Here is a 24,772-nt window from a genome sequence, read left to right on the forward strand (position 1 = left end):
GTCCGTGACCACCTCTCCGAACGGCTACGACCTCGCGACGAAGGACCTCGATCCGCCCTTCGCGATCGTCGACCTCGACGCGTTCGACGCGAACGCCGACGACCTCCTGCGTCGTGCCGCCGGCAAACCGATCCGGGTGGTCAGCAAGTCGGTCCGGTGCCGGTACCTGCTGGAGCGCGTGCTCGCGCGAGACGGCTTCGAGGGCCTGATGTGCTACTCGCTCGCCGAGGCCGTGTGGCACGTGGAGCAGGGCACGACGCGCGACATCGTCGTGGCCTACCCGCCGGCCGACCACGAGGCGCTGCGTCGCCTCGCCGCGTCGGACGAAGCGCGCGCGGCCATCACGATCATGGTGGATTCCACCGAGCACCTGGACCTCGTCGACGCCGCCCTCGGCCACGGCCACCCGGACATCCGCGTGTGCCTCGAGCTGGATGCGTCGTGGCGCCCGCTGCCCGGCGTCCACGTCGGCACGCGGCGGTCGCCGGTGTTCACCGTGAAACAAGCCGTGTCCTTCGCCCGCGAAATCGCCGCGCGGCCAGGCTTCGTGCTCAATGGACTGATGGCGTACGAAGGCCAGATCGCCGGCCTCGCCGACGCGGCCGGCAGCGGCGTGTCCAACTCCGTGATCGGCTGGATGCAGCGCCGCTCGGCCGCTGAGATCTCGCGCCGCCGCGGCGCCGTCGTCCGTGCCGTGCGCGACATCGCCGACCTCGAGTTCGTCAACGGCGGCGGCACCGGCAGCATCGAGACGACCGGCGCGGAACCCGCCGTCACCGAAATCGCCGCCGGCTCAGGCCTCGTCGCGCCGACGTTGTTCGACGGCTACTCCCGCTTCCACCCGCGCCCCGCCGCGCTCTTCGCACTGCCCGTCGTCCGCCGGCCGGCCCGCGACGTCGCGACGCTGTTCGCCGGCGGCTATATCGCCTCCGGCCCCGCGGGCGGCTCGCGCGTCCCCTCGCCGTACCTCCCGGCCGGCCTGAAACTCCTCGGCTTCGAAGGCGCCGGCGAGGTCCAAACCCCGGTCACCGGCCCCGCCGCCCGTGCCTTGCGGCTGGGCGACCGCGTCTGGCTGCGCCACGCCAAGGCCGGCGAACTCGCCGAACGCTTCGACGCCTACCACCTCGTCCGCGGCGACCAACTGGACCGCACGGTCCCGACCTACCGCGGGGAACACCAGAACTTCGGCTGAGGCACCACCACGACCTGGAACTCGTCCTCGTACGCCACCAGCCCCGGCTCTGACGACTTGACGCGCTCGCACCCCATCCCGTGCGTCTCGCGGATGTTCAGATGCCCCCGCAACCGCGAGACGGACTCCTCCGCGCCGACCTTGAACGGATCCGACGAGTCGCCGGACGAGGTGCCCGTCGGCGACTGGTCACCACGCCGCCGCGCCGAGCTGCTCGTACACCGCGGGATCCACCTTGGCCGGGTTGAGGAAGTTGGCGTCGCACCAATCATTCGAGGCCCGCCGGAACGCTTCCTGCTCCTCGGACAGCCGGCCCGCCTTCGCGAGTCCGTTCACCAAGCCGAACACGCCGGTGTACCCGCCCCGCTTGTTCCGCGTCGTGCTCTGAAACCTCACGAACAGCACAGCCACCCCCACCGCTTTCGTACTCACCCCCGCGTTACTTCGGCTGCCGCCGGCTCGCGCCGACTTCCTGCGCCCAGCGCCGTGCCTTCCTCGGCCCGGCATCGTGTCGGCTGCGCTTCGACCTGTCGCCCGCCGTGTGGAAGTCGCCTGGCGGGGCGTCGGCCGCGCCCTCCGCCGAGTGCGGCAACTTTCTCCGCCTGGCGCCGCGCTGGCCGTGCGTCTACTTAGCGTCGCGGGGGAGCCGCCCGGCACCACGTCGGCCGCGCCCTCCGCTCGGCGTCACGCCGACGTTTCCTCCGCCAGACTCCGCCCGCAGCGCCTCCGAACGACCCCAGCAACAATCTTGCTGCCTGCCCACCCCGGCGCAGTCAAACCCCCGCCCACCACGGGAGGACGCCCCGATCCCATTCTACTTGCGGAAAGTCGCACGAAGGCCTCAACGGCCGAGTTGTCCACAGGGGACACGAGTTGTGAACAACTCCTGTGGACAAACCAAAAATCTTGCACCTCCCACAAGGGGAGCAGGCACGCTGGGCACCGTGGAAGACGACGAACTTCTCTCAATCGGCGAGCTGGCCCGGCGAGCCAAGCTGTCGGTCAAAGCGGTCCGCTACTACTCCGACCTCGGGCTCGTTCCCCCGTCCGGTCGGGATTCAGCCGGACGTCGGCAGTATCGCCCGGATGCCACAGCGCGGCTCGGCTTGGTCCGGAGTTTGAGAGCGCTCGGCGTCGGGCTGAAGACCATTCGAGCCGTCGTCGGGCGAGAAGCTGAGCTGAGCGACGTCGCGGCCGCAGAGGCTGAGGCGATCCAAGCCCGGATCAAGGTGCTCCAGCTGCGGCGCGCGGTTCTGCTGGCCGTCGCGCGCAACGGGGTCGGTTGGGAGGAGGTCGAGATGGTGCATGAGCTGGCCGCGATGTCGGCAGGGGAGCGGCGGAAGCTCGTCGGTGAGTTCCTCGACGAGGTCTTCGGCGGATTGGCCGCGCAGCTGGCGGGCATCAGACGCACCCTCACCCCGGAGCTGCCCGACGACCCCACCCCCGAGCAGGTCGACGCCTGGGTCGAGCTGGCCGAGCTCACGCAAGACGCGGGCTTCCGCACCACACTCCACAACCTGGCCGCCGCCCAAGCCCGCCCCCAGCGCCCAGCGAAAGACGTCCTCGCCGCAGTCGCCGGAATCAACCCCGAAACCGACCCTGCCGGACCAGACGGCGCCGAAGCCCTCCACCACATCAACCCGACCGCGGCAGACCTGGCCCGCATCAACCAGGCCAAAGACCCCCGCCGAGACCACTACCTCCGGCTACTGGCCGCCATCAACGGCTGGGCCGAACCAACCCCGCTCGTCCCGGCCCTCGAGTGGTTCGAAAAAGCCACCCGCCATCACTCGCCGAACTTGCTCGCCAAGTAGCCCTTCACCACGTGTTTCGCCTCCGCCACGATCCGCTCGTCGCCCTGCGGATCCCGCCGGAACGCCAGCTTCAGGAGCGCGTCCGCGGTCTCGTTGGCGATCGCGATGGCGAAACGCAGCTCGTCCGCCGGCCGGTCGACCTGTACGCGCAGGATGTCCACCAGCGAGTCGACGATCACGGAGTTGTTGTCGCGCTCCTCGTCGAGGAGCTGGACGTCGATGACGTCACCGAAGTGGACCTTGGAAAACCCGGGGACCTCGCGGTGCATCCGCAGGTAGATGTCGAGCACGGAGTCGACGATGTTCCACCAGTGCTCGGGGTTGAGCTCCTTCAGCCGCTCGTTCACGGCGGCCACGAAGCGCTCCAGGTTGCGCTGCGTCAGCGCCTGGACGACGGCCCGCTTGTCGGGGAAGAACTGGTACAGCGAGCCCACCGCGACGTTCGCGCGTTTGGCGATCAGCGTGGTCGTCAGCGCGTCGTAGCCGAGCTCGTCGATGAGCTGCGCGCTGGCGTCGAGCATCTGCTCCACGCGCTTGGCGCTGCGCTGCTGCACGGGCTTGCGCCGGAGCGGAGTGGTCTCCGCCTGGGTCTCGGACACTGTCGTTCCTCGGTCCTTCTCGCTTCCCTGTTCCGCCGGTGCCGGCGGAAGCACTCGTCTGATCTGGGACTTTAGCGCCCTTGCGGGCTTTCCCCTGGACGAGTGACGACCTAGCATATGAGAACTTTTCACGTTCACCCGACCGGGTGGCCGGATGAGAAAGGTGTGTTCCGCCGGTGGACTATCCGACCTTCCCGCCCGAATTCCTGTGGGGTGTCTCGACCTCGGCGTTCCAGATCGAAGGCGCCACGGCCGAAGCCGGCCGCGGACAGTCCATCTGGGACACCTTCACCGCGACCGACGGCAAGATCGCCCGCGGTGAGGACGCCAAGGTAGCGGCGGACCACTACCACCGCTACTCCGAAGACATCGCCCTGATGGCGGAACTCGGTGTGGGCGCCTACCGGATGTCCATCGCCTGGCCGCGCATCCAGCCGACCGGCACCGGCAAAGCCAACACCGAGGGCCTCGCCTTCTACGACAAGCTCATCGACGACGTCTGCGCCGCCGGCATCGCGCCCGCCGTCACGCTGTACCACTGGGACACGCCCCAGGCGCTCGAAGACGACGGCGGCTGGCTCAACCGCGACACCGCGCACCACTTCGCCGAGTACGCCGCCATCCTCGGCGAGCGCTTCGCCGACCGGGTGAAGCTGTGGATCCCGCTCAACGAGCCCATGGTCATGTCGATCTACGGCTACGGCATCGGCGAGTACGCGCCCGGCCAGTTCCTCCTGCTCGACGCCCTCCCGACGGCCCACCACCAGAACCTCGCCCACGGCCTCGCCACCCAGGCGCTGCGGGCCGCGGGCGCCGAGAGCATCGGCACGGCCAACAACCACTCGCCCATCTGGCCCGCCGGCGAAAGCGCCGAAGCCGCCAAGACCTGGCTCGACGCCCTCCTCAACCGCACCTTCGCCGACCCGGTCCTGCTCGGTAGCTATCCCGAGCAGATTCACCCGCACCTGCCCGCGGGCTTCGAAAAAGACCTGCCCACCATCCACCAGCCGCTCGACTTCTACGGTGTGAACTACTACGAGCCCCAGGGCGTCGCGGCACCCGGAGAGGGGAACCCCCTTCCGTTCGAGCTGCGCCCGGTCGAGGGTTACCCGGTGACCACCAACGCCTCGCCGATCGTGCCGCAGGGCCTGCGCGAGCTGCTGGTGTCCTTCCAGGACCGCTACCGCGAGCACCTCCCACCCGTTTACATCACCGAGAACGGCTGCAGCTTCGCCGACGCACCCGCCGCCGACGGCCAGGTCCACGACCCCGAACGCATCGACTTCCTCGACGGCCACCTCCGGGCCCTGCGCGAAGCGATGAACGCCGGCGTCGACGTGCGCGGCTACTTCGTCTGGTCCCTGCTCGACAACTTCGAATGGTCCAAGGGCTACGCACCCCGCTTCGGACTCGTGCACGTGGACTACGAGACTCAGCGCCGCACACCGAAGGACTCCTTCGCCTGGTACCGAAAGCTGGTCCGCCATGAGTGACACGACCACCAACCGGCTTCCGGCAGCGCTGGCCGAACCCGTCGCGCGCGTGCGGCCGGGCTGGATGAGCCTGCTGTTCTTCGCCAACATCGCGATGTGGCTCGGGATCTACGCGCCGATCCAGGTCCTGCTGCCGCAGCAGGCCGAGCTGCTCGACGCGGCGAACAAGGAAACCGTGTTCGGCGTGGTCACGGGCGTCGGCGCAGCGGTGGCGCTCGTCGCGAACCCGCTGGTCGGCCTCCTGTCCGACCGCACGGTCTCACGGTTCGGCCGCCGCCACCCGTGGACCGTCCTGGGCGCGGTCCTCGGCGCGGCCGGGCTGCTGGTGCTGGCCGAGGCGCCCGACGTCGTCGTGATGACCATCGGCTGGTGCCTCGTGCAGGCCGGGCTCAACGGCATGCTCGGCGCCACGCTCATGTGCGGCATCGCCGACTGCGTCCCCGTCGGGCAGCGTGCGCAGGTCGGCGGGCTCGTCGGCATCGCGCAGATGCTCGGCACGGTGCTCGGCGCCGTCGTGGTCGTGGTGATGCTCGACGTGGCGGGCCTGCCGCTGGGGTACGCGGTGTGCGCGGTGATCGTGCTCGGCGGGGCCGGCGCGTTCGTGTTCCGCACGCCCGACGCGCGCCTGCCCCTGGACTTCCGGCCCAGCACCCGATTCCGGCGGTTCCTCAAGGACCTCTGGGTGTCGCCGCGCAAGCACCCGGACTTCGCGTGGGCCTGGGGCTGTCACTTCATGATCAACCTGGGCAACGCGTTCGGCACGCTCTTCCTGCTGTTCTTCCTCAAGGATGCCGTGCACTACCCCTCGCCGGAAGACGGGCTGCTCATCATGATGGGCCTCTACGGCGTGGCGCTGGTAATCGGCGCCGTGCTGGCCGGGCACTTCTCCGACAAGTCGGGCCGCCGCAAGCCGTACGTCTTGGCGTCCTCGGCCGTGATGGCGGTCGCCGCCCTGCTGCTGGTGGTGTGGCAGACGTGGCCGGCCGCGCTGATCGCGTCGCCGCTGCTGGGCATCGGGTTCGGCGTCTACATGGCCGTGGCGCTGGCGATGCTCACGCAGGTGCTGCCGGTCGCACAGAACCGGGCGAAGGACCTCGGCGTGGTGAACATCGCCGGTTCGCTGCCCCAGGTCGTGGCACCGCTGCTGACGACGCTGATCCTCAAGTTCCTCGGCGGCTACCCGGCGCTGTTCGGGGCTGCGGCGCTGGCGACGGTCTTCGCGGGTGTGCTCGTCACGCGAGTGAAAGCCGTGCGGTAATCAGAGTGGTAATCGGGCAAACCCGATAACTCCGGGAAGTGGAACCGCGGGCCGGTGCCGGTCGGGGGAGGGGAGTGCAACGGCACCGGCCCGCGGAGTTTGTGGTCGTAGCCAGGGGGTTGGCCCAGCTGCGATGATCTTCAACCTAGCGGCGGATTTCACGGTTCGCTAGGCCTGTGGTGATAATTTTCGATTAATCGCGGTGGGGCTGGGGTACCGGGGCTGGTTCGCCTCGCTCGGGGGGACGGACGAGCCAGCCCGCGGCCACGGCGAGAGTGCCGGTCCCACCGGGGCAGTCGGGTCCGGCGCTCGCTCGCCTGCTCGGGATCAGGCCGTGACGGCCCGGGGGTTCACCAGCGCGTGGCGGCCGGTGGTTTCGGCGGGCGTCGCGCGCCGCGCCTGGTTCGGGACGCGGCGACGGCTCGCGCGGCCCTCGTCCTGCGTGCGGGCCTGCGGCGCGAGGCCGCCGGCGACGAGGTGCTCGTGCGCCACCTGCCACACCGAGCAGGGCGCCTTGCAGCGGTGCCACCGGGTGGAGCACGTGGGGCAGTCACCGCGCTCGTCGGGCTCGTGAGCCTGCAGCATCGCCCGCCAGCCTTCGGTCAGGCGCGGCAGTTCGGAGCGGGCCACCGAGACGAGCGACTGGGCGTCGGCGCGGGTCGCCAGGTCGGACAGCATGTCGAGGCGTTCCCAGACCGCGTTGCGGAGGACCTGCCCGAGTACCTGATCCATGGAGAGCTCACCGTTACCTTTCCGCCATTTTGGCGGCTTCGTTGAGAGCGGCCCTGAGCTGGCCGAGCTGACCGGATGTCAGGCGAGCGGTCTCACCGGGAGGCGAAACGACGACGACCTGGTCGTTTTCCACGAACACCGTCACCGCGCGCTCGCGGCTGATGAGGTCGCCGCACTGCACACGCCACACCAGCTGTCCGCCTTCGTAGTGACGGACACCCGCGGTGCGGGGGTCGGCCACGGCGGAGGGGGTGACCGGCCGGGTGGCGGTCGCGACTCCTGGCATGCCCGGGGCAGGTCGCAAGGGCCGCATCGCGGTCCCGGCATGTCCTCCTGCGAGCGAGTCAACGAACTCCACTGGCCCTCCACCGCTCTCTCGTCCCGTGTGCACCTTGCGAGATGCACATCCGCGTGGTCGCCGGTCTCCCGGTCTTCGTCGCTCTCCGTGATCGCTACCGGTGTCCGGGCGGTGACGGAGATCTGACAACTACAGTGAAGTGAAACCGAGTGCGATAGAAGGTCGAAACCGCGTCATAGCGGTGACCGGGCGAGGTTCCACGGTAAGCGGTCAGTGGAGTTCAGCCGGGCCGATCAGACACACTGTCTGCTCGTTTCACATGCTTCTCGAGGTGTGCTTAGTCTGCTTCCGACGCCCAACGGACGGTGAGGGGTCGTTATGGACGCCAGTGCTGGCGACAGTGTTTCCGGTGGTACCGATGCCCGTCAGGGCAGCCCGGTCCCGCCCGATGCCTGGGAACAGCCGGAGATGCGCTCGGCGCTGGCGGCCCGGGAGGTCAGCGCGGTGTACCGCCTGTTGCGCAAGCACGGTGTCTCACAGCGCCAGATCGCCGCGATGACCGGCCAGTCGCAGTCCGAGGTGTCGGAGATCCTCAAGGGTCGCCAGGTCATGGCCTACGACGTGCTCACGAGAATCGCCGACGGCCTGGGTGTCCCCCGTGGATACATGGGTCTCGCGTACGACGAGACCACGGCGATACGGGTCGTCGGTTCGTCCGACGGCCGGCAGGCTGAGGAGGACGAGTCCGTGAAGCGACGGAGGTTCCTCGCGCACGCCGCCCAGGTCACGATGGGTGCGGCGGTGTTCGGTTCGGAATCCGGGACGTGGTCGTCGGCGCCGGCGCGCACGCCCGCTCCCGGGCGCATCGGGACGACCGACGTCCGCCAGGTGGAGGCTGCGACGAGGGCGCTGCGCGCGCTCGACTACCAGTACGGCGGCGGGTTCTGTCGCGACGCCGTGGTGGCCCAGCTGTCCTGGGGCCAGCAGATGCTCGAGTCCACCGCGACCGAGGCGGTGAAGCAGCGCCTGTTCGTGGCGCTCGCCGACCTGCACAGCCTCGCCGGCTGGACCTCGTTCGACACCGGCCTGATGGATTCCGCCCGCGGCCACTTCGCCAACGCGCTCGACCTGGCCAAACAGGGTGACAGCCACCCGCTCGTCGCCAACGTCCTCTACCGCATGGGCCGCGTCTACCTGCACAACGACGCCCCCAACGACGCGCTGAAGCTCTTCCAGCTCGGCCAGATCGCCGCACAGGAGTCGGGTTCCGAGCTCGCGGTCGCGGTGCTCTGCGCCAACGAGGCCTGGGCCTACGCGATGATGGGCAACGAGGAGCAGGCCACCAAGCTGCTCGGCCGCAGCAAGGACGAGTTCGCGCGTGCCGACATCGCCAACGCCGAGTCGTGGGTGAAGTTCTTCAACGAGACCGACGTCTACGCGATGACCGGCACCGTGCACACCGTGCTGGCGCAGAAGAACCCCGAGCACACCAAGTACGCCATCCCGGCCCTGACGAGGGCCGTCGACTCCTACACCGACGACATGGCGCGCAGCAAGACGTTCATGCTCAGCGCGCTGGCCACCAACCACCTGCTCGACGGCGACCTCGACCACGGCGCCAAAGTGGGCAGCAAGGCCATCGACTACGCCGAGAGCATCAAGTCGGAGCGCGTGAAGGACCGCCTGCGCCCGCTGCAGGTGGAGGCCGAGCGTCGGCGCAACAACGGTGACGCCCGTGACCTCGCCGACCGGCTCAAGATCTTCTACGCCGCCTGAGGCCGGCGGCCGGTTCACGCCCGAAAAGCTACGGGGGGCGCTGGCCGACACCTGCGCCCGGCTGGGCCTGGATCCGGCCGGTGCGCGCCTGCTGCGCTTCACCAACAACGCCGTGTACGCACTGGCCACGGCCCCGGTCGTGGTGCGGATCGTCGGCTCCACGCGGCTGCGCCACCGGGTCGGCACGGTCGTGCGGGTCGCCGAGCACTTCGCGCGTCACGGCATCCCCGCGATCCGCTTGATCGAGGGGGTCGAGCAGCCGCTGTCCGCCGGATCGCACCTGGTCACGGTGTGGCACGAGGTGCCGTCCGTCGGGCCGGCGCCGACCCCTGCGGACCTGGCCGGGCTGCTGCGCCGCGTTCACGCACTGCCGCCGCCCGAAGGGCTCGCCGAGTGGGCGCCGTTCGACGCGGTGCGCGCCCGCGTGTCGGACGCCGAGGAGCTGTCCGACGGCGACCGCGAGTTCCTGCTGGAGCGCTGCGCGGCCGTCGCGGCCCAGCTCGCCGAGCTGGAGTTCCCGCTGGCCAGGGGCTTCGTCCACGGCGACGCTTACCCGGGCAACGTGATCCCCGGCCCCGGTGGTCCGGTGCTGTGCGATTTCGACTCTTCCTGCGTCGGGCCGCCGGAGTGGGACCTCACGCCGCTGGCTGTCGGCCGCGAGCGGTTCGGGGACGCCCCGGGTGGCTACCAGGAGTTCTGCCGGGCGTACGGCTTCGACGTGACCGCTTGGCGCGGGTTCTCCGTGCTGCGGGCCGTGCGGGAGCTCAAGCTCACCACCAGCGTGCTGCCGATCTTGCGCAGCAACCCGCAGGTCAGGTCCGAGCTGCACCGCCGGCTCGACGACCTGCGCCACGGTCGCACCGCTGCCCGCTGGACTCGCTACCGGTGAACGGACAGTGGCCCGCGCCACATTCATGAGCTGCTGCACGTGCATTCGACGCCTGAAGAGGACCACTCGTCGCTTCCCCGAAGATCACTGACACGGTCTCCGCGCGAGTAGAAAATTCGGTCCGGCCGATCGCCTCGAACGGAGGACTGCTAATCCCGTGGTGCAACTTGCAGCTACGTGCGGTGAGAACCAGCCGGTAACGGCCTCGGAAACACAGGGATTCGAGGAGGGCCGGCTTCAGGAAACGGCGACCGGCGCCCGCGTCAGCACGACGGCGAAACCGAACGCCAGCCCCATCACCGTGAGCTCGAGCGTCGCCCACGACGCGATCGCCGTGCGGTTGTGCCGCACGATCTGCGGCATCAGCCGCCAGCGCAGGTTGGCCGCGAGCAGGGTGATCGCCCCGGTGCACGCGATCTTCAGCAGCACCAACTGCCCGTACGGGGTGGTGAACACGCCTGCCCAGAAGCTGATGGTGGGGTTGGCCAGGATCTCGACGGCGCCGTTGAACACGCCGGTCACCGCGGAAACGGCCAGGCACAGCGTCGCCAGCTTGGAGAACCGCGGCAGCGCGTGCGCCAGCAGCGTGCGGTTCGTCGCGAGCAGCACGATCATCGCGCCGAGACCGCCGCACCAGGCGACGGCGCTCATCACGTGCAGCTCCATCGAGATCATCGTGTAGTCGTGCCACGACGAGTTCGACGCGTGGCCGGTCACCGGCAGCGGCAGCAGTGCGAACATGCCGACGCCCACGCGCACCTCGGCCGGCACCTTCTCGCCCTGGCGCAGTGCGAGGAACCCGAGCCCGGCGTGCAGCAGCGCCAGCACCGCGACGATCACGAGCGCTTTGCCCGCGCCGACCTCCGCGATGTACGCGCCGATGTCGCTCGCCGTCAGCGTCGACTTGCCCGGCTTGTACTCCGCCGTCTGCAGGATCAAGGCGACCACCGAGCCGGCGGACCAGATCAGTGCGGCGGCGACGGCGGCCGGGCGAGCGCGGCGCATGATCGGCTCGGTGAGCTTCGGCCGGTCGTAGCCGACCATCACCGAAAGCAGGCCCAGCCCGATCGTGGCGACCGCGGCCAGGTCCATCAGCACGCGCACGATCGGGATGGCGGCCGAGACCACCTCGCTGGGCTCCACCACACCCGGGATGGGTGCCGACGCCGTGAGCGCGACACCGATCAGCGCGCCCAGCAGGCCCGCCGTGACCACGCAGACCAGCGTGGACCAGCGGGCCGTGGGGGTGGTCTCGACTCTCGTCACTGCTTCGTCTTCTCCTGGCTCGGCTCACGCCCGGTGCGCAGCGCGACGGTGAGCCCGATCGCGAGCAGGACCACCGCGCCGGCGATCCAGACCCAGATCGGAATGCCCGTCGAGCCGGAGGTCGAAGACGTCGCCGGGGCACCGGCGGCCGGTACCCCGGACGCCTTGGCCGCGTCGACCTTCGCCGGCGTACCGGTGCCCGCCTTGGTGAGCGTGAACGGGATCTCGCCCGACACCGGGTGCCCGTCGGCCGACAGGATCCGGTAGCCGACCGTGTACTTGCCCGCTGGGCCGAGCGGCCGCAGCGGTGCGCTGATCACGTTGTTCTCCACGGTCACCGGGCCCTCGGCCCACTGGTTCCCGTCGGGTCCGGTCACCGCGATCTGGTTCACGTCGGCGTCTTGCACGTACTGGTCGAACGTCAGCGTGACCTTCGCCGGACCGGTGGCCAGCGAGGCGCCGTCGGCCGGGTCGGAGCTGATCAGCACGTTGTGCGCCAGCGCCGGGGTGGCCGTGCCCAGCAGGGCCACCCCGGTGATCGCCAGCGCGAGGAGCGCTTTCCGCATTACTTGGTTCCTCCGGTGTTTCCGGTGCGCCGCGAGCGCGTGATGGCGCCGACGCCGAAGCCGAGCCCGAGCGCCCCGACGACGAGGCCGGCGCCGCCGAGCCAGCGTGCGGTGCTGTCGGCGGAATCGGCCGCGGCCGCCTGCGTTTCGGCGTTCGTGGTCGACGCGGTCATGCCCGCATGCTCATCCCCACCGCTCTTGGCGGCGAGCTTGATGGTGGGCGCCGGGTGCTCCGGCTCCTCGCCGCCGGGGATCGCCGTCTCGTTCCACGACACCACCTTGCCGGCCTCGTACGTCTGGATGGCGGGGAACTCGAGCTGGTCCACGTTCGCCGGCAGCGGGCCGGCGCTGACCTCGAACTCCTGGAACTGGTTCTGCCCGATCTTGGTGCCGGCCTCGGCGGTCCAGACGACCTTGGTGACAGCTTCGGTGATCTTCGTGCCCGACGCGGTGGTCACCGGCTGGGGGAGCGACGACTTGGTGACCTGTGCGGTCCAGCCGGGAATCGGCTTGGTGCTCACGCTGCCGATGCCGTACTCCGGCTTGAAGTCCACTTCGAGCCCGATCGTGCCGAATTTCGCGTCCTCGTTGGGGACGCGGAAGAAGATCGCGCCGTAGCCGCCCTGGGTCGCCGGGGCGCCGTAGACGTTGGCGGTGACGTGGGCCGACGCGATGCCGGCGCCGAGGAGGCCGGTGATACCGACGGTGGCGGCGAGGACACCGGCGCGCTTGAAGACGTGATGGGACACAACTGCTCCTGAACAGGGGTGATCCGGTGGAGAGCTTTCGGGGGCTCCACCGGTGAGGGGAAATGGGAAATCGGGTTCAGGACAGAGCAGGTGGCCCGCGCCGGCCGCGGACTCGCCGCAGCTCGACGTCGAGGATCGCCACGGACCGCACGGGCCGCGGCGGGAGTGCCACGGCCGCGCCGGCGGGCACGGGCAGTGGCGGCGTGAGGAGCGGCAGGACCGCTCGCACCGCGTGGAGCACAGCCAGCAGCAGCGCGTCCGCGCGCGCCAGCAACAGGGCTGTGAGCAAGGTGGCGGCGGCGTGCGAAGCCGTCATCGTCCAGCCGCTCGCCCAGCCTGCGGCCGGGTGACCGATGTGGTCGGTATGGTCGGCGAGCGTGGTCAGCACCAGGTGCATCACCAGCTGGCCGGCACCGAGCACGGCGACGGTCGCGAGGCGGCCGCGGGCCTTGCCCGCGAGCGCGGTGGCCGTCCAGCCGAGCAGGCCGGTGAGCAGGACCGTGAGTGCCGGGTCGGGCAGTCCGCCGTCGGCGACGCCGTGGGCGGTCACCGCGAGTGACGCCGAACTGGCCGCGAGCAGCCCGCCGCGCGCAGCGGCCAGCGCGCCGCGGTGCCGGGTCCGGGTGCTCACGGACGGCAGCTTATCGGCACTCCGACGAGTGATCGAGCGCTCCCGACCTGTGAGCAGTGTCTCGGTGAACGTTCAAGTAGCTGCTGGTCGCAGCGTTGCGATCAGGTGACGACCGCCCGGCCAGGCCACTTGCTTCGGTTGCCGATGGTCTCAGGATGCGAAACGGTGGCCTGACCAACGGTGAGACGGGAGGTTTGGTCCGCGTTCTTTCTGGGTAGTCACTCTCCCGGTTGATGAGCTACTCCGAACGGGTGACGTCTGGGGCTCCTCACTAGCGGCAGGAGAACGAATACGCATGAACCTCTTCGAGTACATCTCGGACCGGTGGGACCGGCTGTGGCTGCAGGCGTACCTGCACACGAGCATGGTCGTGCAGTGCACGATCCTCGCCGCCGTACTGGGTGTGGCGATCGGCATCGCGGTGTATCGCAGTCCCATCGGCTCGGCCGTCGCCACGGCGCTGGCCAGCACGATCCTGACCGTTCCCTCGTTCGCCCTCCTCGGGCTGCTGATCCCGCTCTCCGGACTCGGCTCCACGACCGCGGTCATCGCGCTGGTGCTCTACGGCCTGCTCCCGATCGTGCGGAACACGATCGTCGGTCTCGCTGGTGTCGATCCGGCAGTGACCGATGCCGCGCGCGGCATCGGGATGGGCCGCTTCGCCGTGCTCACCCGCGTCGAGCTGCGGCTGGCGTGGCCCGCGATCCTCACGGGCATGCGCGTCGCGACGCAGATGCTGATGGGCATCGCGGTGATCGCGGCCTACGCGAAGGGTCCCGGCCTGGGGTCCGAGGTCTTCTCGGGCCTCACCAACGCGGGGAGCGCCAACTCGCTCAACCAGGCCCTCACGGGCACCGTCGGCGTCGTCATCCTCGCGCTCGTGCTCGACGCCATCTACGTCCTGATCAAGCGATTGACCGTAACGAGGGGGCTCCGTGGCTGAGCACGTTTCCGACGACCATGTCTCCGGTGCCGAGATCGAGCTGGAACACGTCACCAAGCGCTACCCGGGCACGCGCGCTCCCGCCGTCGACGACTTCTCGATGGTCGTGCCCGCCGGCAAGATCGTCGTTCTGGTCGGCCCGTCCGGCTGTGGCAAGACGACCACGATGCGGATGATCAACCGGCTGATCGAGCCCACGTCCGGGCGCATCACGATCGGCGGCGAAGACGCGCTGAAGCTCGACGTCGACACTCTGCGCCGGCGCATCGGGTACGCGATCCAGCAGGCCGGGCTGTTCCCGCACTTCACCGTGGCGCAGAACATCGGCGTGGTGCCCGGGCTGCTCGGCTGGGACAAGAAGAGGGTGTCCGCCCGCGTCGAGGAGATGATGGACCTGGTCGGCCTGGACCCGGCCGAGTTCCGCGACCGGTTCCCGCGCCAGCTCTCCGGTGGCCAGCAGCAGCGCGTCGGCGTGGCCCGCGCGCTCGCGGCCGACCCGCCGGTGCTGCTGATGGACGAGCCGTTCGGCGCGGTCGACCCCATCACGCGCGGCAATCTGCAGGACGAGCTGCTGCGGCTGCAGACCGAACTCAAGAAGACGATCGTGTTCGTCACGCACGACTTCGACGAGGCCGTGAAGCTCGGCGACAAGATCGCGGTCCTCGGCAACGGGTCGAAGATTCTCCAGTACGACACCCCCGATGCGATCCTCGCCAACCCGGCCGACGACACCGTGGCCGGCTTCGTCGGGGCCGGCGCTTCGCTCAAGCAGCTGACCCTGCTGCGCGTCCGCGACGTCGAGCTCCAGCAGAACGTGCTCACCACCGGCGTCGACGAGGCGCCGGCGGATGTCGCCAAGCGGCTCGACGCGCAGAGCAGGCAGTTCGTCCTCGTGCTCGACGCCCGCCGCCGCCCGGTGCGCTGGGTGCACCGGCGTGAGCTCGCCGCGGCGACCTCGCTGGCCACCGCGGGCAAGCCGTTGCGCGACATCGTGAGCCTGCAGTCGACGCTGCAGGACGCGTTGGAGGCCATGCTCGCCGAGGGCGGCGGCGTACCCGTCACCGGTCCGCGCGGCGAGTTCGCCGGCATGATCGAGCTGGACACCGTGATCAACACGATCCAGCAGCTGCGCGAAGAGCATGCGGACGACCATGAGCCGGTCGGGGGTGTTTCACAGTGACAGCCGTTGTCGACACTGGCTTTTCCACCGAATCCGGCTCCCGTGGCGCGGAGCGCTTCCGCCTGTTCGCCCAGCCCATCGCCGTGGTCGTGCTGGTCGCGGTCACGCTCGGCTGGGTGTTCGGCACCGGACTGACCGCCACCGAGAAGACCACGCTCAACGCGACTTCGCTGCTCACCGCGCTGCGTGACCACGTCGCGATGACGCTGGTGGTCGTCGTGATCGTGGTGCTCCTGGCCGTGCCGCTCGGCGTTCTGGTGACGCGGCGGTGGGCGAGGTTCCTGGCGCCGTTCTTCCTGGCCATCGCGAACATCGGCCAGGCGGCGCCCGCGCTGGGTGTGCTGGTGCTGTGGTTCATCGTCACCGGCGCCGTCGGCGGGCTGTGGGTCGCGGCGCTGCCGCTGGCGTTCTACTCGCTGCTGCCGGTGCTGCGGAACACGATGGTGGGCCTGCAGCAGGTGGACCCGGCGCTGATCGACGCCGGGCGCGGCATCGGGATGTCCTCGTCGGCGGTGCTGTGGCGCGTGGAGTTCCCGCTGGCGATCCCGCTGATCCTGGCCGGTCTGCGCACGTCGCTCGTGCTGGCCGTGGGTACCGCGACGTTCGGGATGTTCGTCAACGCCGGCGGTTTCGGCCTGCTGATCGACACCGGCTACAAGCTCAACCTCACGAAGGTGCTGATCACCGGCTCCGTGCTGGCCGTCGCGCTGGCGCTGCTGGTCGACTGGCTGGGCGCGGTGGCGGAACAGTTCTTCGGACCGAAGGGGCTGCGCTGATGAACGTCCTCAAGAAGGCGGGCGTCCTCGCGGGGGCCGCGCTGCTCGCCGGGACGCTCTCGGCGTGCGGGCTCGACCTCAACACGTCGGTGCCGTACTCGATCCAGCCCGGTTCCATCCAGCCGACCCCTGGCGTGCAGGGCGTGCGCGTGGTGGTGGGCTCGAAGGACTTCACCGAGAACATCATCCTGGGCTACATGGCCGAGATGGCGCTGAGCGCCGCCGGCGCCGACGTCGTGGACCTCACCGACATCAAGGGATCCAACTCGTCGCGCCAGGCGCTGCTCAACGGGCAGACCGACGTCACCTGGGAGTACACCGGCACCGGCTGGATCAACTACCAGGGCAACGAGCTGCCCGTGCCGGGCGGGGAGCAGGCGCAGTACGACGCGACCGCGAAGGCCGACGCCGAGAAGAACGGCATCACCTGGCTCAAGTACTCGCCGCTCAACGACCAGTACGCCTTCGCCACGACCGAGGCCTACGCCAAGCAGAACAACCTCAAGACCACCACCGACCTGGCGAACTTCCTCAAGCAGAAGCCCGACCAGGCGCGGTTCTGCCTGGAGACGGAGTTCACCAGCCGCCAGGACGGGTTCCCGGCGGCGGTCAAGGCGTACGGCTTCCAGAACCCGAAGATCGAGAACTTCGGCATCGGCACGATCTACTCGGCCGTGGCCAACGGCACGTGCCCGGTCGGCGAGGTGTTCACGACCGACGGCCGCATCTCAGGGCTCAACCTGCGCGTGCTGGAGGACGACAAGAAGGCGTTCCCGCAGTACAACGCCGCGGTGACGATGCGCACGGACTTCCTGAACCAGCACCCCGCGCTGCGGGGCCCGCTCGAGAAGGTGACCGCGGCGATCGACAACGAGCAGATGGTGCAGCTGTGCAAGCAGGTCGACGTCGACGGCAAGGACGCCGGCGTCGTCGCGCACCAGTGGATGATCGAAAAGGGGTTCATCAAGTAAGCAGCCGGACGCGGACCGTTCACTAAGGAATGCTAAGTTGCTCAGGAATCCTTAGTCGAGCGGCCCGCGTTCTGTCGGGCCGGGAGGAGGCGGAGGCGTTGCCGAAGCTTGAGATCATCCTGGCGAGCACGCGGCCGGGCCGGGTGGGCCTGCCGGTGGCGAAGTGGACGGAGTCCGCGGCGATCGAGCACGGCGGCTTCGATGTCGAGCTCGTGGACCTCGCCGAGGTCAACCTGCCGTTCTTCAACGAGCCAAAGCACCCGCGCCTCGGTCAGTACGAGCACCAGCACACGAAGGACTGGAGCGCGAAGGTGTCCGAAGCGGACGCGTTCGTCTTCGTGATGCCGGAGTACAACTACGGCTACAACGCCGAGCTGAAGAACGCCATCGACTACCTGCACAACGAGTGGAAGTACAAGGCCGTCGGCCTGGTCAGCTACGGCGGCGTCGCGGCGGGCACCCGCGCGGTGCAGCAGATCAAGCAGGTCGTGACCACGCTGCGCATGACGCCGGTGTTCGACGCGGTGTCGGTGCCGTTCGTGCAGCAGTTCATCAGCGACGAGGGCGAGTTCGTGCCCAACGAGATCGTGAAGACCTCGGCCAAGGCCATGTTCGACGAGCTGGTGCGGGTCACCGCGTCGCTGGCGCCGCTGCGCTCGGGCGACTGAGGGAATGGCCGTGGACCGGCACGAGGAGGAAGCCCACCGCGTGTGCACGCGCTTTCACACGGCGATCGAGCAGATCGGCACGCGCTGGTCGGGCGCGATCCTGCGCGCGGTCTTCACCGGTCACCACCGCTACGCCTTGATCAAGGCCGCGGTGCCCGGCATCAGCGACACGATGCTGGCGCAGCGGCTGCGGACGCTCGAGGAGGAGGGGCTGCTGGAGAAGCGGGTCCTCACCGCCACGCCGCTGCAGGTGGAGTACCACCTCACGGCGAAGAGCCAGGACCTGGAGCCGGTTCTCGACGCTGTGCTCACGTGGTCGCACAAGTGGATCCCGCTGCCGTCTTGACGCCGACGGTCGAAGCCGGGCCGTTCACCGCTTCGGGTGGCCGGCCCGGCTCGTGCTCAGACGCCGAGCCGGTGCAGCAGCTGTTCTTCCAGGGAGTCGAGCTCGCTCGCGACCGCGCGGTGCGCGGCCTTGCGCCGGGTGGCCGGCATCCGTTCGGCCGCGCGGACCGTGGCCGAGAGCTGTTCGAGGGTGGCCTGGGTGTCGGCCGCGAACTTCGCATCGGCGTCGGTGGCCTTGCTCGATTTCCTGAGCTCGCCCAGGCCCTGCACGAGACCCGCGATCCGCGCGTGCAGCGCGGCACCGCGGCCGGAGAACTCGCCGAGCTGGTCGACGGCGACGCCGAGCTTGCGCGCCTGGTAACGGTCGTACAGCTCCCGTGCCGCGCCCGCCGCGCGCACCGCGTACGGCGCGACCACCGGGATCACGGCCGGCCCGAGCACCTTGGCCACCGCGATCGCGTTCTTCGCCTTCTTCGGGGTGATCCGAGCTTCACCCGCGTCCTGCTTGGCCTTGCGCGCCATGGCCCACCTCCTGCTACTCGTCGGGGTCGAACTTACTGGTCCGAGTGGGGCCGGGCATGTCGGCTCGCAGCACGGAAAGGCAGTTCTGTCGGTGGGGCCGGATAAGGTGATCGTCATGGGTAACGAGGTGCTGCTCGACGCCGGAGCGGTCAGTCGCTGCCGTCGTCGTGTGCATCTGGAGCACGACCCCGCGATGCGCGACGTCCCGCTGCCGCCGCCGGATCCCACGGCGCAGCAGCGGATCGACGACGCGACGGCGCACCGCGAGGCGATCCTGCGGCGCCTCGTCGACGCGACCACCGGCGCCACAAGCACTGATGCGGCCAGAACCGACGCGGCCTGTGCCGACGCGAGTTGGGCGCGCATCCCGCGTGACCTGCCCGCGGCCGACCGAGTGCGGCTCACGGAGGAGGCGTTCGCCGAGGGCGCCCGGTTCATCTGGGGCCCGCTGCTGCAGGCCGACCCGGTCGGGCACCGGCGTGGCGGCGTCGACCTGCTCGTGCGCACCGCGACCGGTTACGTGCCGGTGCTCGTGGTGCGCCACCGCATCACCGACCGCGGCCAGGGCGCGCCGACCACCGGGCTGACCGACCTCGACCCCGCGCACCGCACGCCGGACGAGACGCGCAAGGTGCGTTCGCAGCCGCGCGACCAGCTGCGGCTCGCGCACCTGCGGCGGATGCTGCAGACGTACGGCCGCGCGGAGACCGGCCGGGCCGTCGGCGGCGTGATCGGGCTCGACGCCGACGTGGTGGTCTGGCACGACCTCACCGCCGGCACCTGGCCCGGCGGCCGCAGCGCGCTGGCGGAGTACGACGCGCGCTTCGCCGACCGCCTCGCCGTGGCCACCGCTGCCGCGACCGGCGGCGAACCGCTGGCCATGCCCTCACGCGTGCTGGAGTGCCGGCGCTGCCCGTTCTGGCCGACGTGCGAGGTGCAGCTCACCGAAACCCGCGACGTCAGCCTCGTGGTGCGCGGCGAGGACGCCGGCGAGCTCCGGCGCGCCGGCGTGTCCACTGTGGACAAGCTGGCCGCACTCGACCCGGTCGCCGAGGCGCCGCCGATGAACTGGACCGGCGGCACGTTCGCCGACGCGATCATGCTCGCGCGCGCGTGGCTTGCCGACCTCACCGTGGTGCGTCGCACGCCGCAGGTCGAGGTGCCCCGCGGCGACGTGGAGGTCGACGTCGACATGGAGAGCTTCGGCGACGCCGGCGCGTACCTGTGGGGCACGCTGCTCTCGGGCGCCGACATCGGCGTCGAGCAGGGTTACCGCGCGTTCGCCACGTGGGAGCCGCTGCCGACCACCGACGAGGCGCGTTCGTTCGCGGAGTTCTGGACGTGGTTCACCGACGTGCGCGAGCGCACGCTGGCGGCCGGGCTCACGTTCCGCGCGTATTGCTACAACGCGCTGGCGGAGAACCGCTGGCTGTTCGGTTCCGTCGAGCGTTTCGGCGACCACCCGGGAATCCCGGCGAAGAAGGACGTGCAGTCCTTTGTGGACTCCGACGAGTGGGTGGACCTCTTCCGCAGCGTCACCGACCAGTTCCTGTGCTCGCGCGGCAAGGGCCTCAAGGTGATCGCTCCCGTCGCGGGCTTCCGGTGGCGCGACGCGGAGGCCGGCGGCGAAGCGTCGATGCGCTGGTACCGCGACGCCGTGGGCATGGACGGCGAAACTCCCGACGGCACCCAGCGCGAGCGTCTCCTGCAGTACAACGAGGACGACGTGCTGGCCACCAAGGCGTTGCGCGAGTGGATGTCCGATCGGGCGCAAGCCGAGGTGCCTTTCATGCTCGACCTCTGAGCCGCCGGCTCGAGTTCGGCTCCCCCGGCAACTTTCCGGCCTCCTCCGTGATCCGAGGGGGCGTCAGGTAGCGGAGGGCGGTGGGCGTGCGCGGGTTCGACGTCTTCGTCGAGCAGCACTACGACGAGCTGTTCCGCTACGCGCTCGTGCTGACCGGTGACCGCGGCGAGGCCGAGGACGTGGAGCACGACGCGCTGCTGCGGCTGGACAAGCACGTCGGCCGCACGGACATCGAGCACGAGCGCGCCTACGCCCCGGCAGGCGTTGTTCCGCGTTTCCTCGCTCGTCGCGACCGTCGACGCCGCGAGCGGCTGATGCCGATCGCCGGGGCGGACGTCGTAACCGGGGGAGATGCGTTCGCCGTGTCGGCGGGCCGGGCGGAGATGGTCGCGCTGCTGTGGCAGCTGCCGCCGCGGATACGGGCGGTGCTGGCGGCGCGGTTCTACCTGGACCTCGGCGAGGCGGAGACCGCGCAGCTGCCGGGCTGCGGCGTCGGCACGGTGAAGTCGTCGACGGCGCGTGGGCTGGCCCGGCTGCGTGAGCTGTGGGCGGCGACGCACGGACCGAGTCCGGCGGCGATCGGGAGGGGACCGCGTTGAGGCAACAGGAGTTCACCGACACTGTCCGCCGGGAGCTCGGCGAGATCTCGCTGGCGCCACCGGAGCCGGGAGACGCGGCGCGGATGGCACGGCGGGTGCTGGGGACGCGGACGCGTCGACGGCAGCGGAGGCTGGCCGGGGCCGCGGCCGCCGCCGTGGTGCCCGCGCTGGGCGCGGCGACGATCGCCACCACGCAGACGACGTCGTCGCAGGTCCAGGCCGTGCCGGTGACGCAGTGGCCTGCGCGGGGGTCTCTGGCCGGCAACGTGGAGGTGATCGAGCGGGCGAGGTGGGGCTGGGGCGGGGAGGCGGCCCAGGTGGTGTTCGCCGGAAGCAGGCCGGAGGTGGGCACGATCGTCGTGCTCCGGAGCCAGGAGCGCGACGGCGGAGTCCGCCTGGCGTTCCTCACCGGGCCTGAGCTGCGGGTTCAGGCTCAGCTGGCCGTCCCGGCCGACCGGCTCACGGCGCCGGCGTATGGCTTCGTCGCCGCTGCGCTGGACGGTGGCCCGGCCACGGGCGTTGCGGTGACAGCCCCGCAAGTGGACTCGGCGAGGTTCGCCTCCGGCGAAACCCAGGTGGCAGACGGCGTGGCGACCGCGCAGCTGCCACCCACCGCGGCCGCGTGGAACACCTCCCTGGCCACCGGAAATCCGCAGCACCCGGTCTTCGGCACCCTCACCAGCTCGGCGCACGACCCGGCTGTCTCGACCGGGACCGTCGTCCGCGCGGGGCCGCTGCCCAGTTCGGCGTCTCGGGCGTCACCGCGAAGGCGGGCGACGTCGTCGCGACGCAGGCCGGGTTCGTCGGAGTGATCACTACCGGGCTCGATGACTTCGCGATCCTGAAATCGAACCCGGACGAGCTGTCCGGGCCCTGGGGCCTGCACACGGTGACGGCGTCCGGCGAGTCCGTGACGCTGACCGGCACCGGCGGGCGGGGCGGCGCCCCGACGATCGTCATCCCGGCCGGTGCGGGCGCGTTGCAAGAAGGCGACCGGATCGTACTGACCGGGTTCGGCCGCTCGGCCGCCGTGGTCGCCCTGGGCACCGTCCACGCGGGGAAAGACGGGTCTTGGCTGCTTCAACGCGCCGTCCCCCTGCCGCCCCATCGCTCCTCGGTGCTGCTGATCCACCGCTGATCCTGGCGATCTCCGGCCTGCCGTGCCTATACTCGTTTGCGAATACTCGTAGGCGAGGAAGTGGGTGCCCGTGAAGCGGCGCAAGGTCGGGAACATGCTGGGGCTGGCCGTGCTGTCGGTTCTGGTCGAGCGACCGATGCACCCCTACGAAATGGCCTCCGTGCTGCGCGAACGCGGCAAGGAAGCCGACATGAAGATCAAGTGGGGCTCGCTTTACACGGTTGTCGGCAACCTCGAGAAGCACGGCTTCGTCGCGACCGTCGAAAGCGTCCGCGACGGCGCGCGGCCCGAGCGCACGATCTACCGCCTCACCGACGCCGGCCGCACCGAGCTGGAGGACTGGGTGGCCGAGCTGCTCGCCGAGCCGGACCTCGAGCCGACGAAGTTCCAGGCCGGGCTTTCCATCATGGCTTCGCTCGGACCGGACGAGGTGGCGGACCTGCTGACGAAACGGCTCACCGCGCTGGATAAGCGCCTCGCTGAACGGGCCGCGGTGCTCGAAGCCTCGCGCGCCGAGGTGCCGCGGCTGTTCCTCGTCGAAGGCGAATACGAGCTGGTGCTGCTGCGCGCCGAGATCGAGTGGGTACGCGGCCTGCGCGACGACCTGGCCACGAGCGCGCTGCCGGGCGTCGCCGAGTGGCGGCACTACCGAGAGACCGGCGAGCTACCGGAAGACTTGACCGCTTTCGTCGAACGCGGCCAGGAGTAGAAAGCCGGCCCCGGAGGTAGTGCTGGCACACCGCCACCGGGACCGGGGAAACCCTCGAACCGATTCCGCGGACGCGAATCCGATCCTCGGGCTGCGATCACAGGATACGGGCCCGCACTCGCCGGAGCGGTTCGGCCGACCCACCGAACTGGAGTGCAACCATGACGAAGACCGAGGTCAAACGGCACCGCACCAAGCTCGTGCCGGAGATGGAGGGACCGGTCGCGCGGGCCTACGCGCGCGGTCGCGGGACGGAGCCGCAGCTGGCGTTCTACCGCTCGTCGGCGGCGGAGCGGGCCCAGCAGCTGCCCGGCGGCGCCGACGTGCTGGAGGTGGCTCCCGGGCCGGGGTTCCACGCGGTCGAGCTCGCGCGGCTCGGCTTCGCGGTCACGGGGCTGGACGTGAGCCGCACGTTCGTGTCCCTGGCGAGCCAGTACGCCCGCGAGCAGGGTGTCGCGGCGGAATTCGTGCACGGCGACGTCGCGGCGATGCCGTTCGCGGACAGGTCCTTCGATTTCCTGATCACGCAGGCGGCGTTCAAGAACTTCGCCGACCCGGTCGACGCGCTCGACGAGATGTGGCGCGTGCTGCGGCCGGGCGGGGTGGCGCTGGTGCAGGACCTGCGCAAGACGGCGACGTCGGAAGACATCGCGGCCGAGGTGGCCGGGACGAAGCTGGGGCCCGTGGGCGCGTTCACGACGAAGTGGACACTCGGGCAGCTGCGCAAACGCGCGTACACGCCGGAGCAGTTCGAGACACTGGCGCGGGAAAGCCGCTTCGGTTCGTGCCGCATCACCACGGACGGCATCGGGCTGGAAGCGCGGCTGACGAAGGCCGCCTGAGGTCTCAGCCGGCCCAGCACCCCGATCCGGAATGGCGACGGCGGTCTGGATCACCCGGTCAAGACGGGAAAGCGCGCCTTGACCGGGTGGTCCATACCATTTGCACGCTGGGGGATCGAGGTGCCGGGCGGGGACTGGCCGGCACCGGGGCGGTCCGCCGTGGGTGAGCGGGTTTACTACCGCGGCGCCATGCGCAGCGCGCCGTCCATGCGGACGACTTCGCCGTTGAGATAGTCGTGGTCGATCAGCGAGAGGGCGAGCTGCGCGTACTCGTCCGGACGCGCCAGGCGCTTCGGGAACGGCACGCCGGCCGCGAGGCCCGCACGGAACTCGTCGCTGACCGTGGCGAGCATCGGGGTGTCGACGATGCCTGGCGCGATCGTCAGCACGCGGATGCCCTGCGACGCCAGGTCGCGCGCGGCCGGCAGCGTCAGACCGACGACGCCGCCCTTGGACGACGAGTAGGCCACCTGGCCGATCTGGCCGTCGTAGGCCGCGACGGAGGCGGTGTTGATGATGACGCCGCGGGCGTCGTCGGTCAGCGGCTCGGTCTTGGCGATGGCCTCCGCCGCGATGGTGAGCACGTTGAAGGTGCCGATGAGGTTGATCTGCACGACCTTCGCGTACAGCGCGAGGTCGTGGCGGCCCTTCTTCGACAGGATGCGAGCCGAGGGGCCGATGCCGGCACAGTTCACGACCGTGCGCAGCGGAACGCCGGAGCCGGCCGCGGTGTCCACGGCGGCCTGGACCTGGTCGGGGTCGGTCACGTCGGCCTCGACGTAGGTGACGCCGTCGACCTGCTCCGCCTTCTCGATCGACGCGGCGAGGTCGAGCGCGAAGACGCGCGCGCCCTTGGCGGCCAGCGCCTTGGCGGTGGCGCCGCCGAGGCCGGAAGCACCACCCGTGACGAGCGCTGCGGTGTCGGTGATCTGCATCTTCAGCCTTTCTCCTGCTCGTGGTGCGGCCCTGCACCGTAGCGACAGGTTAACGCTCGTTCGCACCGGCTCCGGGT

General features: G+C 70.2%; 28 protein-coding genes. 18 read left to right on the forward strand and 10 right to left on the reverse strand.

What is annotated here, in order from left to right; all coding sequences use genetic code 11:
* Window positions 1-4: 4 nt before the first annotated feature.
* Entirely contained in the window at window positions 5-1,192 is a 1,188-nt protein-coding gene (locus tag AB0F91_RS17910) for an amino acid deaminase/aldolase (protein ID WP_360598638.1), read from the forward strand.
* 189 nt (window positions 1,193-1,381) lie between these two features.
* Here AB0F91_RS17910 and AB0F91_RS17915 read toward each other — a convergent pair whose 3' ends face one another.
* Window positions 1,382-1,624: a hypothetical protein gene (locus AB0F91_RS17915; protein WP_360598639.1), complete on the reverse strand. Its 243-nt coding sequence runs from the start codon at window positions 1,622-1,624 to the stop codon at window positions 1,382-1,384.
* A 443-nt stretch (window positions 1,625-2,067) separates the two neighbouring features.
* Here AB0F91_RS17915 and AB0F91_RS17920 point away from each other — a divergent pair, with 443 nt between their 5' ends.
* Window positions 2,068-3,006, forward strand: a complete 939-nt coding sequence (locus tag AB0F91_RS17920; protein WP_360598640.1) for a MerR family transcriptional regulator — start codon at window positions 2,068-2,070, stop codon at window positions 3,004-3,006.
* Here AB0F91_RS17920 and AB0F91_RS17925 read toward each other — a convergent pair.
* The gene (locus tag AB0F91_RS17925) at window positions 2,979-3,605 is read right to left on the reverse strand and encodes a TetR family transcriptional regulator (protein ID WP_220245489.1); all 627 of its coding nucleotides are present in this window, start codon (window positions 3,603-3,605) and stop codon (window positions 2,979-2,981) included. The genes AB0F91_RS17920 and AB0F91_RS17925 overlap by 28 nt on opposite strands.
* A gap of 176 nt (window positions 3,606-3,781) precedes the next feature.
* Between AB0F91_RS17925 and AB0F91_RS17930 the strand changes: the two genes are divergently transcribed.
* Both AB0F91_RS17930 and AB0F91_RS17935 read left to right on the forward strand, forming a co-directional pair.
* Window positions 3,782-5,098 carry a GH1 family beta-glucosidase gene (locus tag AB0F91_RS17930; protein WP_360598641.1) on the forward strand — a complete coding sequence of 439 codons (1,317 nt, stop codon included), beginning with the start codon at window positions 3,782-3,784 and terminating at the stop codon, window positions 5,096-5,098.
* Window positions 5,091-6,356 carry an MFS transporter gene (locus tag AB0F91_RS17935; RefSeq protein WP_360598642.1) on the forward strand — a complete coding sequence of 422 codons (1,266 nt, stop codon included), beginning with the start codon at window positions 5,091-5,093 and terminating at the stop codon, window positions 6,354-6,356. Before AB0F91_RS17930 ends, AB0F91_RS17935 begins: the two co-directional genes overlap by 8 nt.
* Window positions 6,357-6,683: 327 nt before the next feature.
* Here AB0F91_RS17935 and AB0F91_RS17940 read toward each other — a convergent pair whose 3' ends face one another.
* Together AB0F91_RS17940 and AB0F91_RS17945 are read right to left on the reverse strand one after the other, a co-directional pair.
* Window positions 6,684-7,088 carry a hypothetical protein gene (locus AB0F91_RS17940; RefSeq protein WP_360598643.1) on the reverse strand — a complete coding sequence of 135 codons (405 nt, stop codon included), beginning with the start codon at window positions 7,086-7,088 and terminating at the stop codon, window positions 6,684-6,686.
* 13 nt (window positions 7,089-7,101) lie between these two features.
* Window positions 7,102-7,446 (reverse strand): hypothetical protein, encoded by a 345-nt coding sequence (locus tag AB0F91_RS17945; RefSeq protein ID WP_360598644.1) that lies wholly within the window; start codon window positions 7,444-7,446, stop codon window positions 7,102-7,104.
* A 318-nt stretch (window positions 7,447-7,764) separates the two neighbouring features.
* Here AB0F91_RS17945 and AB0F91_RS17950 point away from each other — a divergent pair, with 318 nt between their 5' ends.
* Together AB0F91_RS17950 and AB0F91_RS17955 are read left to right on the forward strand one after the other, a co-directional pair.
* Window positions 7,765-9,162: a helix-turn-helix transcriptional regulator gene (locus AB0F91_RS17950; RefSeq protein ID WP_360598645.1), complete on the forward strand. Its 1,398-nt coding sequence runs from the start codon at window positions 7,765-7,767 to the stop codon at window positions 9,160-9,162.
* Window positions 9,122-10,051, forward strand: a complete 930-nt coding sequence (locus AB0F91_RS17955) for an aminoglycoside phosphotransferase family protein (RefSeq protein WP_360598646.1) — start codon at window positions 9,122-9,124, stop codon at window positions 10,049-10,051. The genes AB0F91_RS17950 and AB0F91_RS17955 overlap by 41 nt, the downstream gene beginning before the upstream one ends.
* 237 nt (window positions 10,052-10,288) lie before the next feature.
* On the opposite strand, the gene AB0F91_RS17960 is transcribed toward AB0F91_RS17955, so the two are convergent.
* From AB0F91_RS17960 to AB0F91_RS17975, 4 genes are all read right to left on the reverse strand, one after another.
* Window positions 10,289-11,317 (reverse strand): CopD family protein, encoded by a 1,029-nt coding sequence (locus AB0F91_RS17960; protein ID WP_360598647.1) that lies wholly within the window; start codon window positions 11,315-11,317, stop codon window positions 10,289-10,291.
* The gene (locus tag AB0F91_RS17965) at window positions 11,314-11,883 is read right to left on the reverse strand and encodes a copper resistance CopC family protein (protein ID WP_360598648.1); all 570 of its coding nucleotides are present in this window, start codon (window positions 11,881-11,883) and stop codon (window positions 11,314-11,316) included. Before AB0F91_RS17965 ends, AB0F91_RS17960 begins: the two co-directional genes overlap by 4 nt.
* Complete coding sequence (locus AB0F91_RS17970) at window positions 11,883-12,632, reverse strand: YcnI family protein (RefSeq protein WP_360598649.1); 750 nt, start codon at window positions 12,630-12,632, stop codon at window positions 11,883-11,885. The genes AB0F91_RS17965 and AB0F91_RS17970 overlap by 1 nt, the downstream gene beginning before the upstream one ends.
* Window positions 12,633-12,708: 76 nt before the next feature.
* The gene (locus AB0F91_RS17975) at window positions 12,709-13,263 is read right to left on the reverse strand and encodes a hypothetical protein (protein WP_360598650.1); all 555 of its coding nucleotides are present in this window, start codon (window positions 13,261-13,263) and stop codon (window positions 12,709-12,711) included.
* 295 nt (window positions 13,264-13,558) lie between these two features.
* Here AB0F91_RS17975 and AB0F91_RS17980 point away from each other — a divergent pair, with 295 nt between their 5' ends.
* The 6 genes from AB0F91_RS17980 to AB0F91_RS18005 all read left to right on the forward strand — a co-directional run bounded on the left by AB0F91_RS17980 (window position 13,559) and on the right by AB0F91_RS18005 (window position 18,147).
* Entirely contained in the window at window positions 13,559-14,206 is a 648-nt protein-coding gene (locus AB0F91_RS17980) for an ABC transporter permease (RefSeq protein WP_360598651.1), read from the forward strand.
* Entirely contained in the window at window positions 14,199-15,386 is a 1,188-nt protein-coding gene (locus AB0F91_RS17985; RefSeq protein WP_360598652.1) for an ATP-binding cassette domain-containing protein, read from the forward strand. Before AB0F91_RS17980 ends, AB0F91_RS17985 begins: the two co-directional genes overlap by 8 nt.
* Window positions 15,383-16,162 carry an ABC transporter permease gene (locus AB0F91_RS17990; protein WP_360598653.1) on the forward strand — a complete coding sequence of 260 codons (780 nt, stop codon included), beginning with the start codon at window positions 15,383-15,385 and terminating at the stop codon, window positions 16,160-16,162. Before AB0F91_RS17985 ends, AB0F91_RS17990 begins: the two co-directional genes overlap by 4 nt.
* Complete coding sequence (locus tag AB0F91_RS17995) at window positions 16,162-17,133, forward strand: glycine betaine ABC transporter substrate-binding protein (protein ID WP_360598654.1); 972 nt, start codon at window positions 16,162-16,164, stop codon at window positions 17,131-17,133. The genes AB0F91_RS17990 and AB0F91_RS17995 overlap by 1 nt, the downstream gene beginning before the upstream one ends.
* A gap of 98 nt (window positions 17,134-17,231) precedes the next feature.
* On the forward strand, window positions 17,232-17,801 hold the full coding sequence (locus tag AB0F91_RS18000) for an NAD(P)H-dependent oxidoreductase (RefSeq protein WP_220245503.1): 570 nt from the start codon (window positions 17,232-17,234) through the stop codon (window positions 17,799-17,801).
* A gap of 10 nt (window positions 17,802-17,811) precedes the next feature.
* The gene (locus AB0F91_RS18005) at window positions 17,812-18,147 is read left to right on the forward strand and encodes a helix-turn-helix domain-containing protein (protein WP_360598655.1); all 336 of its coding nucleotides are present in this window, start codon (window positions 17,812-17,814) and stop codon (window positions 18,145-18,147) included.
* A 56-nt stretch (window positions 18,148-18,203) separates the two neighbouring features.
* Here the strand turns inward: AB0F91_RS18005 and AB0F91_RS18010 are convergent, their stop codons facing one another.
* Window positions 18,204-18,668, reverse strand: coding sequence for a DUF6474 family protein (locus AB0F91_RS18010; protein WP_360598656.1), 465 nt, complete (start codon window positions 18,666-18,668; stop codon window positions 18,204-18,206).
* 115 nt (window positions 18,669-18,783) lie between these two features.
* Between AB0F91_RS18010 and AB0F91_RS18015 the strand changes: the two genes are divergently transcribed.
* The 6 genes from AB0F91_RS18015 (at window position 18,784) to AB0F91_RS18040 (ending at window position 23,760) form a co-directional block, all read left to right on the forward strand.
* Entirely contained in the window at window positions 18,784-20,472 is a 1,689-nt protein-coding gene (locus tag AB0F91_RS18015) for a TM0106 family RecB-like putative nuclease (RefSeq protein ID WP_360598657.1), read from the forward strand.
* Between the two features lie 86 nt (window positions 20,473-20,558).
* Entirely contained in the window at window positions 20,559-21,071 is a 513-nt protein-coding gene (locus AB0F91_RS18020; protein ID WP_360598658.1) for a sigma factor-like helix-turn-helix DNA-binding protein, read from the forward strand.
* Entirely contained in the window at window positions 21,068-21,883 is an 816-nt protein-coding gene (locus AB0F91_RS18025) for a hypothetical protein (RefSeq protein WP_360598659.1), read from the forward strand. The genes AB0F91_RS18020 and AB0F91_RS18025 overlap by 4 nt, the downstream gene beginning before the upstream one ends.
* Window positions 21,880-22,209, forward strand: coding sequence for a hypothetical protein (locus AB0F91_RS18030; RefSeq protein ID WP_360598660.1), 330 nt, complete (start codon window positions 21,880-21,882; stop codon window positions 22,207-22,209). Before AB0F91_RS18025 ends, AB0F91_RS18030 begins: the two co-directional genes overlap by 4 nt.
* A gap of 70 nt (window positions 22,210-22,279) precedes the next feature.
* Entirely contained in the window at window positions 22,280-22,918 is a 639-nt protein-coding gene (locus AB0F91_RS18035) for a PadR family transcriptional regulator (RefSeq protein ID WP_360598838.1), read from the forward strand.
* A gap of 161 nt (window positions 22,919-23,079) precedes the next feature.
* Window positions 23,080-23,760, forward strand: coding sequence for a class I SAM-dependent methyltransferase (locus tag AB0F91_RS18040; RefSeq protein ID WP_360598661.1), 681 nt, complete (start codon window positions 23,080-23,082; stop codon window positions 23,758-23,760).
* A 176-nt stretch (window positions 23,761-23,936) separates the two neighbouring features.
* On the opposite strand, the gene AB0F91_RS18045 is transcribed toward AB0F91_RS18040, so the two are convergent.
* Window positions 23,937-24,695 carry an SDR family NAD(P)-dependent oxidoreductase gene (locus AB0F91_RS18045; RefSeq protein WP_360598662.1) on the reverse strand — a complete coding sequence of 253 codons (759 nt, stop codon included), beginning with the start codon at window positions 24,693-24,695 and terminating at the stop codon, window positions 23,937-23,939.
* Between the last annotated feature and the right edge of the window lie 77 nt (window positions 24,696-24,772).

The organism is Amycolatopsis sp. NPDC023774, from assembly GCF_040639695.1.
GTDB lineage: Bacteria > Actinomycetota > Actinomycetes > Mycobacteriales > Pseudonocardiaceae > Amycolatopsis.